The sequence below is a fragment of the Pseudomonas sp. FP597 genome, assembly GCF_030687435.1.
Lineage (GTDB): Bacteria > Pseudomonadota > Gammaproteobacteria > Pseudomonadales > Pseudomonadaceae > Aquipseudomonas > Aquipseudomonas lactucae.
Window position 1 is genome coordinate 3857415 of the sequence record NZ_CP117432.1, and the last position, 13521, is coordinate 3870935.

Annotated in this window: 13 protein-coding genes; 9 read left to right on the top strand and 4 right to left on the bottom strand. The window is 63.5% G+C overall.

Going from position 1 to position 13521, the window contains the following annotated elements; genetic code table 11:
* The first annotated feature begins 27 nt into the window (after nucleotides 1–27).
* From PSH66_RS17610 to PSH66_RS17650, 9 genes are all read left to right on the top strand, one after another.
* Nucleotides 28–1035: an ABC transporter permease gene (locus tag PSH66_RS17610; protein ID WP_003174515.1), complete on the top strand. Its 1008-nt coding sequence runs from the start codon at nucleotides 28–30 to the stop codon at nucleotides 1033–1035.
* 50 nt (nucleotides 1036–1085) lie between these two features.
* Nucleotides 1086–2018 (top strand): sugar ABC transporter substrate-binding protein, encoded by a 933-nt coding sequence (locus PSH66_RS17615; protein ID WP_141064757.1) that lies wholly within the window; start codon nucleotides 1086–1088, stop codon nucleotides 2016–2018.
* A 15-nt stretch (nucleotides 2019–2033) separates the two neighbouring features.
* The gene (locus PSH66_RS17620; protein WP_003174517.1) at nucleotides 2034–3542 is read left to right on the top strand and encodes a sugar ABC transporter ATP-binding protein; all 1509 of its coding nucleotides are present in this window, start codon (nucleotides 2034–2036) and stop codon (nucleotides 3540–3542) included.
* Nucleotides 3543–3687: 145 nt separating this feature from the next.
* Nucleotides 3688–4452: an SDR family oxidoreductase gene (locus tag PSH66_RS17625; protein WP_003174518.1), complete on the top strand. Its 765-nt coding sequence runs from the start codon at nucleotides 3688–3690 to the stop codon at nucleotides 4450–4452.
* A gap of 9 nt (nucleotides 4453–4461) precedes the next feature.
* Nucleotides 4462–5262, top strand: coding sequence for an SDR family oxidoreductase (locus PSH66_RS17630; protein ID WP_305427336.1), 801 nt, complete (start codon nucleotides 4462–4464; stop codon nucleotides 5260–5262).
* A gap of 45 nt (nucleotides 5263–5307) precedes the next feature.
* Nucleotides 5308–6261, top strand: a complete 954-nt coding sequence (locus PSH66_RS17635; RefSeq protein ID WP_003174520.1) for a sugar-binding transcriptional regulator — start codon at nucleotides 5308–5310, stop codon at nucleotides 6259–6261.
* A gap of 22 nt (nucleotides 6262–6283) precedes the next feature.
* Nucleotides 6284–7207 carry a transaldolase gene (gene tal, locus PSH66_RS17640; protein ID WP_078825064.1) on the top strand — a complete coding sequence of 308 codons (924 nt, stop codon included), beginning with the start codon at nucleotides 6284–6286 and terminating at the stop codon, nucleotides 7205–7207.
* Nucleotides 7204–8199 (top strand): GlxA family transcriptional regulator, encoded by a 996-nt coding sequence (locus tag PSH66_RS17645; RefSeq protein WP_003174522.1) that lies wholly within the window; start codon nucleotides 7204–7206, stop codon nucleotides 8197–8199. Before tal ends, PSH66_RS17645 begins: the two co-directional genes overlap by 4 nt.
* A gap of 124 nt (nucleotides 8200–8323) precedes the next feature.
* Nucleotides 8324–9523: an NAD(P)/FAD-dependent oxidoreductase gene (locus PSH66_RS17650; RefSeq protein ID WP_003174523.1), complete on the top strand. Its 1200-nt coding sequence runs from the start codon at nucleotides 8324–8326 to the stop codon at nucleotides 9521–9523.
* Nucleotides 9524–9640: 117 nt separating this feature from the next.
* Here PSH66_RS17650 and aqpZ read toward each other — a convergent pair whose 3' ends face one another.
* The 4 genes from aqpZ to PSH66_RS17670 form a co-directional block, all read right to left on the bottom strand.
* Entirely contained in the window at nucleotides 9641–10339 is a 699-nt protein-coding gene (gene aqpZ, locus PSH66_RS17655) for an aquaporin Z (protein ID WP_042944873.1), read from the bottom strand.
* 368 nt (nucleotides 10340–10707) lie between these two features.
* The gene (locus tag PSH66_RS17660) at nucleotides 10708–11892 is read right to left on the bottom strand and encodes a sugar transporter (protein ID WP_141064761.1); all 1185 of its coding nucleotides are present in this window, start codon (nucleotides 11890–11892) and stop codon (nucleotides 10708–10710) included.
* Nucleotides 11893–12015: 123 nt separating this feature from the next.
* Nucleotides 12016–12390, bottom strand: coding sequence for a hypothetical protein (locus PSH66_RS17665; RefSeq protein ID WP_003174624.1), 375 nt, complete (start codon nucleotides 12388–12390; stop codon nucleotides 12016–12018).
* A gap of 113 nt (nucleotides 12391–12503) precedes the next feature.
* Nucleotides 12504–13502, bottom strand: a complete 999-nt coding sequence (locus PSH66_RS17670; protein WP_003174625.1) for a bile acid:sodium symporter family protein — start codon at nucleotides 13500–13502, stop codon at nucleotides 12504–12506.
* Between the last annotated feature and the right edge of the window lie 19 nt (nucleotides 13503–13521).

Here is a 13521-nt window from a genome sequence, read left to right on the forward strand (position 1 = left end):
CCAAAAAAAATAAATCAGGAGAACACTGTGGACGCCAAAGCTATTGTCCAGCACCCGGCCGAACTCACGCCGCCACCCCGCCCACGGTTGGTGAAACTGCTGCCGAGCAATATCGGCGGCCCGTTGATTGGCCTAGTGCTGCTGGTGCTGGTCTTCTCCTTCAGCTCCGAATTCTTCTTCTCCTTGCGCAATGGCCTGAACATTCTTGATCAGGTCACGGTGCTGGGCATCCTGGCGATTGGCATGACGGCGGTGATCGTGATCGGCGGCATTGATCTGTCGGTCGGCTCGGTACTGGCCTTCTCGATGATGATGCTCGGCTGGCTCTATCAGGACCAGGCGGTGCCGCTGGGCTTTGCGATTCCGATCTCGATTGCCACCGGCATGCTGGCCGGGCTGGTGTCCGGCGGGTTGATCACCTACGCCAAATTGCCGCCGTTCATTGCCACGCTGACCATGATGTCGGTGGCCCGCGGCCTGGCGAACATCCTCACCGAAGGCCGGCAGGTGGTCGGATTTCCAGAGTGGTTCACCAGCCTGGCCACGGTGCGGCATTTCGGCTTTTTGTCGGCCACCGTCGGGCTGTTCCTGGTGATGCTGCTGGTGGCCTGGGTGTTCCTGCGCTTTCGCGCCGGTGGCCGCAACCTCTACGCCATGGGCGGCAGCCCGGAAGTGGCGCGCCTGTCCGGCATCAAGGTGCGCGCAATTACCTTGTGGGTGTACGCCATTAGCGGCGCCCTCGCCGGGATCGCCGCCGTAACCCTGGCCGCACGCCTGGACTCGTCGCAACCGAGTGCGGGTTTGAGCCTGGAACTGGACGCCATCGCCGCCGTGGTCATCGGCGGCGCCAGCCTCAGCGGCGGCGTCGGCAGCATCGGCGGCACGCTGGTGGGTGTGCTGATCATTGGCGTGTTGCGCAATGGCCTCAACCTGCTGGGCGTTTCCCCGTTTATTCAACAAGTGGTGATCGGCGTAGTCATCGCCCTCGCCGTCACCATCGATACCTTGCGACGCCGTACCAGCACTGCCCGTTAGACCTGTTCGACAGTTGACACCCTCCAACAATAAAACCAGGAGTCACCGACATGTTCAGCCCCAAGAAATTGCTTATCGCTACCGCCCTGGCTGCCGCCACCCTCACCGCCACCGGCACCACCTGGGCCAAGGACCTGACCATCGGCCTGGCCGTGGCTAACCTTCAGGCCGACTTCTTCAACCAGATCAAGCAATCGGTGGAAGCCGAGGGCAAGGCCAAGGGGATCAAGGTGATCACCGTGGACGCCCAGGGCAACTCCTCCACCCAGGTCAGCCAGATTGAAGACTTGATCACCCGCCAGATCGATGTGCTGATCTACATTCCGGCCGGCGCCACCGCCGCCGGTGTACCGGTGAAAGCCGCCAAGGCCGCCGGCATCCCGGTGATCGCCGTGGACCGCAACGCCCCCGACGCACCGGGCGATACTTTCATCGCCAGCGACAGCGTGGCCGGCGCCAAGACCCTGGCTGAATACGTGGGCAAGATCACCGACGGCAAAGGCCGCATCGCGATTCTGCAAGGCCAGATCGGCACCACTCCCGAGAACGATCGCGCCAAGGGTTTTGCCGAGGGCCTCAAAGCCTTCCCGGACCTCAAGGTCGTGGCCCAGCAACCGGCCGAATGGGCGCAGGACAAAGGCTTCGCCGTAGCCCAGGACCTGCTCCAGCGTGACCCGAACATTACCGTGTTCTTCGGCCGCGCCGATGCCATGGCGCTGGGCGCCGCACAAGCGGTCAAGGTCGGTAACCTCGATCACAAAGTGGTGATCGTCGGCTTCGACGGCGACGTCGCCGGGCTCAAGGCGGTGGAAAGCGGTGTACTCAATGCGACCATGACCCAGCAGACCCAGAAAATGGGGCGCCTGGCAGTGGCGTCGGCCATCGATTTGAAAGCCGGCAAAACCCTGCCCAAGGAGCAACTGCTGCCCACCGTGCTGACCACCAAAGAAAACGTCGCGCCGTTCCTGCAACAGCACCCGTAACCCTGGGAGGTCGTCATGCACGCAGCAGCTCTGGACACAGCCGCCGATGCGGTGCTGTGCCTGCGCAACATCAGCAAGGCCTATGGCCCGGTGCAGGTGTTGTCGCAGGTGAACGTGGATATTCGCCCCGGTGAAGTGCTGGCCCTGCTCGGCGAGAACGGTGCGGGCAAGTCGACCTTGTCGTCGATCATTGCCGGCCTCGTGCAACCCGAGGCCGGCGCCAGCATGACCTGGCTGGGCGCGCCCTACGCGCCCGCTTCGCCGGGGGCGGCCCTGGGCGCCGGTATCGGCCTGATCCACCAGGAAATCCGCCTGCTGCCGCAACTGTCGATCGCCGAGAATATCTTCGTCGGTCGCCTGCCCATGCGTCACGGGCGGGTGGACCGCGCCTACATCGAGACCCAGGCGCAGATCCAGCTGGAGCGCCTGGGGCTCAAGGTACCGGCGTCGCGCAAGGTCGAAGGCCTGAGCGTGGCGGCCCAGCAACTGGTGGAAATCGCCAAGGCGCTGACCCTCAAGGCGCGCTTGTTGATCCTCGATGAACCCACTGCCGCCTTAGGCGGTGAGGAAACCGAGTTGCTGTTCCAGCAGGTGGAGCGGCTCAAGGCCGAAGGCGTGTCGTTTATCTATATCAGCCACCGCCTGGAAGAAATCGCGCGCATTGCCGACCGTGTATTGGTGCTGCGCGACGGGCGCCAGATCGCCTTGCATGCCACTGCGCAAGTGCCGGTGCGTGAGCTGGTGGAGCAGATGGTCGGGCGCAGCCTGGAGCGGATTTTCCCCACCCTGCAACCGCCGCAGGACAAGGTCATGTTACAGGTCAAGGACATGCGTTGCCGCGAGTTTGCCCTGCACGGCATCGACTTCAGCGTGCGTGCCGGTGAGGTGTTCGGCATTGCCGGCGTGGTCGGCGCCGGGCGGACCGAACTGGTGCGCACCCTGGCCGGCGCGGCGCAGGACATCCAGGGGCACATGGTGCTGGATGGCGAAGTGCGCCAGTTGCGTTCGCCGTTCGAGGCGATCCAGGCCGGTGTGGTGCTGGTGCCCGAAGACCGCAAGCAACAAGGCGTGGTGGTGGAACATCGCATCGAAGACAACCTGATCTACGGCAACACCGATCTGCTGGATAAACGTGGCTGGGTGCTGCCTGCCCCGCTGCGCGAATTCGCGCGCACGGCGGTGGCGCGCCTGGGCGTGAAAGGTGCGCCGCAGTCGCGGATCTCCAGCTTGTCCGGGGGTAACCAGCAGAAAGTGATCATTGCCAAATGGCTGGCGCGCAATCCCAAGGTGTTCATTCTGGATGAGCCTACACGCGGCATTGACGTGGGCGCGCGGGCGGCGATCTATGAGGTGATCGCGGACCTGGCGGCCAAGGGCATGGCGGTGATTGTGGTGAGCTCGGACCTGGATGAGGTGCTGGGGTTGTCCCATCGGGTGATGGTGATGAGCCGGGGGCGGCAGATGGGGATTCTGGAACGGGGTGAGGCTACGCCGGTTTCGGTGATGGAGATGGCCACCGCCTGACTCACAAACATTGAAGGCCCAATGTGGGAGGGGCTTGCCCCCGATAGCAGTGGTTCAGTTACAGATGCATCTACTGACACTCCCTCATCGGGAGCAAGCCCCCTCCCACAGGGGTCCGCTGTGAATTCAAGAATGGAGTAATTTCATGCAGCTTTTTAGTCTTCAGGGCCAAGTAGCTTTTGTAACCGGCGCAGGCAGCGGCATTGGCCAGGCCATTGCCGTCGGCCTCGCCGAAGCCGGTGCCGATGTCGCCTGTTTTGACCTGCCCGGCAGCCCCGGCATCGCCAGCACCGTCGAACGCATCCAGAGCCTGGGCCGTCGCGCCCTGGCCTTGAGCGGCACGGTCACCGAGCGCGCCGCGCTGGATGCCGCCGTGGCGCGTACCGAAAGCGAACTGGGTGAACTCAGCGTCGCGGTCAACTGCGCCGGCATCGCCAACGCCCAGGCCGCCGAGGACCTGGAGCTGCAACGCTGGCAAACTACCCTGGACATCAACCTCACCGGCATCTTCCTCAGTTGCCAGGCCCAGGCCGCGGTGATGTTGCCGCGTGGCAAAGGCGCCATCGTCAACATCGCCTCCATGTCGGGCAGCATCGTCAACCGTGGCCTGTTGCAGGCGCACTACAACACCTCCAAGGCCGGGGTGATCCACCTGAGCAAAAGCCTGGCGATGGAATGGGCGGACAAGGGCCTGCGCGTCAATTGCATCAGCCCCGGCTACACCGCCACGCCGATGAATTCGCGGCCGGAAGTCGCCGACCAGGTGAAGATTTTTGAACAGACCACGCCCATGGGCCGCATGGCCAGCGTGGACGAAATGGTCGGCCCCGCGATCTTCCTGGTCAGCCAGGCCTCGTCTTTCTGCACCGGTGTCGACCTGCTGGTCGATGGCGGTTTTGTCTGCTGGTAGGAGCCCATCATGTCGCAACGATTCAGCACTAAAACCATCGTCATCACCGGCGCCTGCCGTGGCATCGGCGCCGGCATCGCCGAGCGCTTCGCCCAGGAAGGCGCCAACCTGGTGCTGGCCTCCAACGACCTGGAGCGGGTGACCTTCACCGCCGACCAACTGGCACGGGAGTATGGTGTCAGCGCTCTCGCCCTCGGCATCGACGTGACCCGCGAAAGTGACATCGAACGCCTCTACCGCGAAGGTCACGCACGCTTCGGCAGTATCGACGTGTCGGTGCAGAACGCCGGCATCATCACCATCGACCACTACGACAGCATGCCCCGCGCCGACTTCGACAAAGTGCTGCAAGTGAACACCACCGGGGTGTGGCTGGGTTGCCGGGAGGCGGCCAAGTACATGGTCAAGCAAGGCAGCGGACGCTTGATCAACACCTCGTCCGGCCAGGGCCGCCAGGGCTTTATCTACACGCCGCACTACGCCGCGAGCAAGATGGGCGTGATCGGCATTACCCAGAGCCTGTCCCTGGAGCTGGCGCGGCATAACATCACGGTCAATGCGTTCTGCCCCGGCATCATCGAAAGCGAGATGTGGGACTACAATGACCGCGTGTGGGGCGAGATCCTCAGCACCGACGAAAAACGCTACGCCAAGGGTGAGCTGATGGCCGAATGGGTCAGGAACATCCCCCTGCGCCGCGCCGGTAAACCCTCGGATGTCGCGGGGTTGGTGGCGTTCCTGGCCTCCGATGACGCGGCTTACCTGACCGGCCAGGCGATCAATATCGACGGCGGCCTGATCATGTCGTGAGGGTTTGGTATCCTCACGGCCATTGAGTCAACCACTGAGGCTTTCATGAGCCAGATCGAAGAACAGCGCCTGATCACCAAGATCGCAAGCCTCTACTACGAAGAAGGGCTCAAGCAGTCCGAAATTTCCACGCAACTGGACCTGTCCCAATCCTTTATCAGCCGCGCCCTGCGCCGGGCGCTGCAGGAAGGCGTGGTGAAGATCAGCGTGATGCGCCTGCAAGGCCTGCACCTGGAGCTGGAAAACCAACTGCAACGCCGCTACGGCGTGCGCCGGGTGATCGTGGTGGAAGCCACCGAGCCCGGCAACGATGAAAGCATCAAGCAAGCCATCGGCTCGGCCGCCGCGCATTACCTGGAGACCAGCCTGTCGCCCCAGGACCGCATCGGCATTTCGTCGTGGAGCAGCACCATCCGCGCGATGGTCGGCCATCTGCACGCCCAACCGGGTAAACAAGGCGCCGAGGAAGTGGTACAACTGTTGGGCGGGGTCGGCCACAAAGGCGCGTTTGAAGCCACCCTGCTCACCCAGCGCCTGGCCACCCTGCTCAATTGCCCGGCGTATCTGCTGCCGTCGCAAAGCATCGAGCAATCGGTGCAGAGCAAGCAACGCATCGTGCAGATGGAAGAGGTCAAGGAGGTGCTGCAACGCTTTGACAGCATCACCCTGGCGATCGTCGGCATCGGCGAGCTGGAGCCCTCGCAACTGCTGCGCAACAGCGGCAACTACTACACCGAGGACATGCTGCGCCTGTTGGCCGAGCGTGGCGCGGTGGGCGATATCTGCCTGCGTTACTTCGACGCCCAGGGCAAGCCGGTGCTGGAGGAAGATGAAGAATTCGTGGTGTCGGTGGCGCTGCCCAAGTTGCGCGACATCCACCGCGTGCTCGGCCTGGCCGGCGGGCTGAACAAGGTCCAGGCGATTCGTGGCGCACTCACGGGTGGCTACCTCGACATCCTGGTGACCGACCTCGACACCGCGCAGGCCCTCAACCGATAACCCTTTTTGGAGACCGCCGCTCATGACGTCCAAACTCGAACAACTCAAGCAATTCACCACCGTGGTCTGCGACACCGGCGACCTGGAAGCCATCAGCCGCCTGCGCCCGGTGGACGCCACCACTAACCCGTCGTTGCTGCTCAAGGCCGCGGCCATCCCGGAATACGCCGAGTTGCTGCGCAATGCCGTCAGCGTGTCCAAGGGCGATGTCGACCTGGCCTGCGACCGTTTCGCGGTGTCGGTGGGTTGCGGCATCCTCAAGGTGATTCCGGGGCGTATCTCCACTGAAGTCGACGCGCGCCTGTCTTTTGATGAAGATGCGTTGTGGGCCAAGGCCAACCAGTTGATCGCCTTGTACGACCAGGCCGGTGTCGGCCGCGACCGCGTGCTGATCAAGCTGGCCTCCACCTGGGAAGGCATCCGCACCGCCGAGCGCCTGGAAAAGGCAGGCATCCAGACCAACCTGACCTTGCTGTTCTCCTTCGCCCAGGCCCAGGCCTGCGCCGATGCGGGGGTATTTTTGATCTCGCCGTTCGTGGGCCGCATCTACGATTGGTATCGCAAGAACACCGGCCTGGACTATACCGGCGTTGAAGACCCGGGCGTGCAGTCGGTGACACGCATCTACAACTACTACAAGGCCAACGCCATTGCGACCGTGGTCATGGGCGCAAGCTTCCGCACCCTCAGCCAGATCGAAGAACTGGCCGGTTGCGATCGCCTGACCATCAGCCCGGACCTGCTGCAAAAGCTCGCTGAAGACAACGGGCCGCTGGCGCGCAAACTCACGCCGGGTACCGAAGGTGAGGCACGCCAGCATCTGAGCGAAGCGCAGTTCCGCTGGGCCTCGAATGAAGATGCGATGGCCACTGAGAAACTGGCCGAAGGCATTCGCCAGTTTGCGCGGGATCAGGAGAAATTGGAGAAGGTGTTGGCTGCTTTATGAGCCCCGACCAGCCGGTAAGCCAACCGCGCACTTTGGTGTTCCTGGCTTACCCGCAAATGGGCCTGCTCGACCTGACTGGCGCCCAGACCGTGTTCTGGGCAGCCACCAAGGCCATGGCCGAACGCGGCTTGCCGGGCTATTTTGTGCATACCGCCAGCCTGGCGGGCGGCTTGATGCCAACGGCTGAAGGGTTGAGCGTCGATACCGTGCCCTTGGCGACATTTGATCCAGCCACCCTCGACACCTTAATCGTGCCCGGCGCGCCCGCCATTCAAGAGGCGATGGCCGCCAACACCGACCTGGTCGACTGGCTGCGTCACGCCTCTACCCGGGCGCGCCGCACGGCCTCGGTGTGCAGCGGCACCTTCCTGCTCGCCCAGGCCGGCTTGCTCCAAGGCCGACGCGCCGCCACGCACTGGGCGATGTGCGACATGCTCAAGCGCGGGTTCCCGAGCATTGAGGTGGACATGGACGCGATCTTTATCCAGCAGGGCAACGTGTGGACGTCGGCGGGCGTGAGCGCCGGCATCGACCTTGCGCTGGCGTTGGTAGAGGCCGATTGCGGACGGCACGTCGCCCTGCAAGTGGCGCGGGAACTGGTGGTGTTTCTCAAGCGGCCCGGTGGTCAGGCCCAGTTCAGCCAACTGCTGCAGGCGCAGACCGACGACACGGCCGGTTTCGACGCCCTGCACCTGTGGATCGCCGACAACCTGAGCGACAGCGACCTGACGGTGGAGCGCCTGGCCGAACAAAGCCGCATGAGCCCACGCAATTTCGCTCGGGTCTACAAGCAAAAAACCGGGCGCACACCGGCCAAGGCTATCGAACTGTTTCGCATGGAAGCCGCACGGCGCCTGCTGGAAGACTCTCAACGCAACATCGACCAAGTCGCGCAACTGTGTGGTTTTGGCGACGAGGAACGGATGCGCTACACCTTCCATCGCCACCTTTCGATTTCCCCCCGTGACTACCGCGAGCGCTTTTCGCGTTAATCGCCACCACTTGGCAGTAATTCAGGGTTAAGTGTCCTACCAGACAAACAGCGGTGCTTTTACAGTGAGCCGGTAACGCCTCACGGCGTGAGCAACCATCTCGACTGGGTCTCTGGAGCAACTCATGAAACAGCACATCCTTATCATCGGCGCCGGGTTCGGTGGTGTCTGGAGCGCGTTGGGCGCCGCGCGCCTGCTGGATAAAAATGATCGCCACGACGTGCAAATCAGCGTGCTGGCGCCGCGCCCGGAACTGCGTATTCGTCCACGGTTCTATGAGGCACAAGTGCATACCATGCAGGCGCCCCTGAGCCCCTTGTTTGCAGCGGTTGGCGTGAACTTCATCGAGGGCACGGCCGACAGCATCGATGAAAATGCCAGGCAGGTGACCTATCGCGACCTGGCCGGTAACGCCACTAACGTCCAGTATGATCGCCTGGTGCTGGCAGCCGGCAGTCGTTTGAATCGTCCGCCTATGGAAGGCATCGAACACGTGCTCGATGTGGACCAGATCGAAGACGCCACGCGCCTCGAAGCGCATATTCACGCCCTCAAGTCTCTGCCCGACAGCCCCGCGCGCAACACCGTGGTGGTGGCCGGGGGCGGTTTTACCGGCATAGAGACCGCCACCGAAATGCCGGCGCGCCTGCGTGAAGCGCTGGGCGACACCGCCAACATCCGTGTGGTCGTGGTCGACCGCGGCCCGCAGATCGCGGCAAGCATGGGCGATGGTATTCGCCCTTCGATCATCGAAGCCAGCAAAGAACTGGGTATTGAATGGATACTCAACACGTCGGTGGCCTCGGTGGATACCGGTGGCGTGACCCTGGCGGATGGGCAGCGGATCGAATCCAGCACGGTGATCTGGACCATCGGCTTTCGCGCCAACCCCTTGACCGAACAGGTCAGCGGCACCCGCGACCCACAGGGCCGGTTGCATGTGGACGGCACCCTGAAGGTCAAAGGCCAGACCGACGTATTCGCCGCCGGTGACGTGGCCTACGCCGCCACCGACGACCTGGGCAACGTCGCCGCGATGTCCTGCCAGCACGCCATCGCCCTCGGCCGCTACGCCGGCCACAACGTCGCCGCCGACCTGATCGGCGTGGCGCCGATGACCTATAGCCAACCCAAATACGTGACGTGCCTGGACCTCGGCGCCTGGGGCGCGGTGTACACCGAAGGTTGGGACCGCCAACTGAAGCTCGTGGGCCAGGAAGCCAAGGACCTCAAACATCAGATCAACAGCGTATGGATCTACCCACCGGCGGCCGAGCGAGCAGCGGCCCTGGCGGCAGCTGACCCATTGATCCCCGTGGCCTGATTCACGTTTCGCCTATATCGGCCGGCGCCCTCCTGGCTGCCCCGGTCACTCCCGAGCGCCCGCCGATGATGATCACGCGGGCGTTTTTTTGCCTGGCACGCTCATCGAGCACACTGGTCAGTCGCGCTCATCCAAGCCACGCGCTGCAAACGCCCCCAGCACGCCGCCGACAATCGGCGCCAGCCAGAACAGCCAGAGCTGCGACAGGTACTCCCACCCGGCAAACAGCGCCGGCCCGGTACTGCGCGCCGGGTTGACCGAAGTATTGGTCACGGGAATCAGGACCAGGTGGATCAGGGTCAGCGCCAGGCCGATGGCAATCGGTGCAAACCCGGCGACCGCACCCGGCGCCGTCACCCGCATGATGATCAGCACGAAAAAGAACGTGGCGATCAGTTCAGCCAGCAAGGCGGCCGTCATGTCGAACTGGCCTGGGCTCAGCGGGCCATAGCCGTTGGCGGCAAAACCACCCGCTGCGAAACCGGGTTGGCCGTTGGCAATCAGGTACAACGCCGCCGCCGCGACAACCGCCCCCGCTACCTGCGCCACCACGTACGGCAGCACATCGACAGTCGGCACACGGCGCCCGGCCCACAGGCCGATGGTCACCGCCGGGTTGAAGTGCCCGCCGGAGATCCCCCCCACCGCGTAGGCCATGGTCAGGACGGTGAGGCCGAACGCCAGGGACACCCCCACAAAACCAATACCCAACCCCGGAAAGGCGGCAGCCAGGACGGCGCTGCCACACCCGCCGAAGGTCAGCCAGAAGGTACCGAGAAACTCTGCGCTCAGACGCTTTTGCACAATCGACTCCATTGCTGTTCAAGTGCCGTCACCACAGACGGTGGGCGGTCCTGGAGGACGGTAGCAATGGGTGGCGATGGGCCCTATAAGACTTGTCCGGTTTTGGTGAGGCGATGCACTCGCACCGTTCGACGGGTAGCCTTTGTAAGATGAGCGCAAAGCATTGAAAGCCGCCGTGGCTGCGCGCTGTTGCCGTTGCTCTGGCTCTGGCTCTGGCTCTGGCTCTGGCTCTTGATCTAGATCTAGATCTCAGGCGCCCCTCCCACATTTAGATCGCGGGGCATCAGTTAAATAGCCGTCCGCCCCTGAACCGTCACGGGAGCAAGCTCCCTCGCCACAGGCTCAGGGCCACGCCCAAAGTTGTGCAGATACCTAGCGTATCAGCCCGCAGCCACCCCGGTCCCAAACCTGCGAATCGCCAGGCAATACCCCACCAGCGCCACCGCCGCCAGCAGCCCACCCGCCGCGCCGATCCAGGCGAAGCCGAAGTGACCGCCGACCCAACTGCCCATCAGGGCGCCGCCGCCGATGCCGATGTTGTAGATGCCGGAGAACATCGCCATGGCCACGTCGGTGGCGTCCGGTGCCAGCACCAGCACCTTGGACTGCATGGCCAGGCCGAAACCCATGATCGCCATGCCCCAGAAGATGCTCAGGATCACCAGGTAGGATTCGGCGCCGCTCAGAGGCAGCAACAGGCACAGGCACGCCACCAGAAGGAACACCGCGCCAACCACGAACAGGTGCGGATTGAAGCGGTGCACCAGGCTGAACAGCAGCGAGCCGACGATGCCCGCGCCGCCGAACACCAGCAGGATCAGGGTCACCGCGCTGCCGCCCAGGCCGGCCACGCCTTCGACGAAGGGTTCGATGTAGCTGTAGGCGGTGAATTGCGCGGTCACGGTCAGGGCAGTGAGCACGTAGAGCGCCACCAGCGCCGGACGCTTGAACAGCAATGGCAGGCTGCGCAGGGAGCCGGAGTTCTGGCTCGGCAGCAGCGGCAAGGTACGCGCCAGCCAGAACACCAGGGCGGCGGCAAAGGCGCCGATCACCAGGAACGTGGTGCGCCAGCCCATGGCCTCGCCGAGCAGGCGACCGAGGGGGATGCCCAGGACCATCGCCAGGGAGGTGCCGGTGGCGAGCAGACCAAGGGCTTGCACCTGTTTGCCTGCCGGCGCCAAACGTACGGCAAGGGACGCGGTGATTGACCAGAACAAGGCATGGGACAACGCAATGCCGACGCGACTGAGCATCAGGATGCCGAAGCTGGTCGCAATGCTGGACAGAATATGGCTGGCGATGAACAGGCCGAACAGCACGATCAGCAATTTGCGTCGTTCGACGTTACGCGTCAGCAGCATCACCGGCAGCGACGTCAGGGACACGATCCAGGCGTAGAGGGTGAGCATCAGGCCGACGCTGGCGATGGGCATGTCGAAGCTGGCACCGATGGCGCTGAGCAGGCCGACCGGGACGAATTCGGTGGTGTTGAACACAAACGCAGCCAACGCGAGGGCGATGACCGGTTGCCAGTTGGCTTGGGGGGTTGCGGCTGAAAGGCTCATGGAACGGCGAGGTACTCTGACGATGATCAAGCGACCGCCCAGGACAAGCGCCGCCGCCGAGCATTCTATAGGTTTCTCGGCCGGTTGTTGGCGCTGATCCTGGACAAATCGTCGTTCGCCTGCTCAGGGCGACGTCAGGGTTACCACGTAGGCACCGGAGCGGATCGGCTTGCCGAGGCCGTCCACCAGTTGATACCGCTGGTCGTAATAGCGCCCATTGCTGCCGGTATCAGTCAACAGCACGGCACGCGCCGATGAAGCGCCCACGGCCTTGACGCTGGCGACCGGTGTCACGTTGCGCACATCGATGCTGCCGCCACGGCTCACGCTGGGGCATCCGGTGAGTTCCATCACCGAACCGTTATGCGCATTGGACAGACAGCCGGGTTCAACGATGCTGCCATGAAACGCAATGGTGCCCTGGCCCGCCGCCGTGGCACAGGTACCAGCCAAGACGATAAAGAGGCCCGCGGCCACCGAAAAACGTTGGATATTCATGTCGACACTCCCTTCTAGGTAGTTAAAAGGAACGTCGACCCTCGATGCGCAAACTTAAGGCCGTTCGTCGGCAAAAGCAAAATTTCCTACAAAACTCAGTACATCGCCCTACATCAGGGTTGGGCCTGTTCCATCAGCTCAGGAATGCTATCCGGCCGCTTGGCATAGCGCTGCGCCAACGCCGCACACACCATCAGCTGGATCTGGTGAAACAGCATCAACGGCAGGATCAACACACCCATGCTGGCACCGGCGAACAGCACCTGAGCCATCGGTACGCCGGTTGCGAGACTCTTCTTCGAGCCGCAGAACAGGATGGTGATTCGGTCCTCCTGGCTAAACCCGAAGGCCTTGCCCAGCAAGGCGGACACCACCAGCACCAGGGCCAGCAACACGCAGCAGGCCACCACCAGGCCGCCCAGTTCCCACAGCGGGATCTGATGCCAGATGCCTTCGTTGACCGCTTCGCTGAACGCGCCGTAGACCACCAGCAGGATCGAGCCCTGATCGACGAATTTGAGCCAGGTTTTATTGCGCCCCACCCACGCGCCGATCCAGCGGCGGGCGATCTGCCCGGCAATGAACGGCAGCAGCAGTTGCACGCTGATCTTGAGGATCGCATCGACAGTGGAACTGCCCTCGCCGTGCACGTTGAGCAACAGCGTCACCAGCAACGGCGTGAGGAATATGCCGAACAGGCTTGAGGCCGCCGCGCTGCAAATCGCCGCCGGGATATTGCCGCGCGCCAGCGAGGTGAAGGCAATCGCTGATTGCACGGTGGCCGGCAAGGCGCAGAGGTAGAGCATGCCCATGTACAGGTCTTTGCCGATCAGCGGCGACAGCACCGGCTTGAGCGCCAGCCCCAGCAACGGGAACAGCACGAAGGTCAGGCTGAACACCAGCAAGTGCAGGCGCCAGTGGCCGGCCCCGGCGACGATGGCCTGGCGCGACAGCTTGGCGCCGTGCAGGAAAAACAGCAGCGCGATGGCCAGGTTGGTCACCCAGCCGAACGCCACGGCGGTCTGGCCGCTGGCAGGCAACAGGGAGGCAAGGACCACCGTGGCGATCAGCGTCAGGGTGAAATTGTCGGGCAGGAAACGAGGGCGAGTCATAAGCGCATCTTCCAGGGGT

What these genes read in the sequence shown, in the direction of transcription:
- PSH66_RS17645 (WP_003174522.1), top strand. Translation starts at nt 7,204, where the DNA reads ATGAGCCCCGACCAGCCGGTAAGCCAACCGCGCACTTTGGTGTTCCTG.
- PSH66_RS17670 (WP_003174625.1), bottom strand. Translation starts at nt 13,502, where the DNA reads ATGACTCGCCCTCGTTTCCTGCCCGACAATTTCACCCTGACGCTGATC.
- PSH66_RS17615 (WP_141064757.1), top strand. Translation starts at nt 1,086, where the DNA reads ATGTTCAGCCCCAAGAAATTGCTTATCGCTACCGCCCTGGCTGCCGCC.
- PSH66_RS17630 (WP_305427336.1), top strand. Translation starts at nt 4,462, where the DNA reads ATGTCGCAACGATTCAGCACTAAAACCATCGTCATCACCGGCGCCTGC.
- aqpZ (WP_042944873.1), bottom strand. Translation starts at nt 10,339, where the DNA reads ATGGAGTCGATTGTGCAAAAGCGTCTGAGCGCAGAGTTTCTCGGTACC.
- PSH66_RS17620 (WP_003174517.1), top strand. Translation starts at nt 2,034, where the DNA reads ATGCACGCAGCAGCTCTGGACACAGCCGCCGATGCGGTGCTGTGCCTG.
- PSH66_RS17660 (WP_141064761.1), bottom strand. Translation starts at nt 11,892, where the DNA reads ATGAGCCTTTCAGCCGCAACCCCCCAAGCCAACTGGCAACCGGTCATC.
- PSH66_RS17650 (WP_003174523.1), top strand. Translation starts at nt 8,324, where the DNA reads ATGAAACAGCACATCCTTATCATCGGCGCCGGGTTCGGTGGTGTCTGG.
- PSH66_RS17665 (WP_003174624.1), bottom strand. Translation starts at nt 12,390, where the DNA reads ATGAATATCCAACGTTTTTCGGTGGCCGCGGGCCTCTTTATCGTCTTG.
- tal (WP_078825064.1), top strand. Translation starts at nt 6,284, where the DNA reads ATGACGTCCAAACTCGAACAACTCAAGCAATTCACCACCGTGGTCTGC.
- PSH66_RS17625 (WP_003174518.1), top strand. Translation starts at nt 3,688, where the DNA reads ATGCAGCTTTTTAGTCTTCAGGGCCAAGTAGCTTTTGTAACCGGCGCA.
- PSH66_RS17635 (WP_003174520.1), top strand. Translation starts at nt 5,308, where the DNA reads ATGAGCCAGATCGAAGAACAGCGCCTGATCACCAAGATCGCAAGCCTC.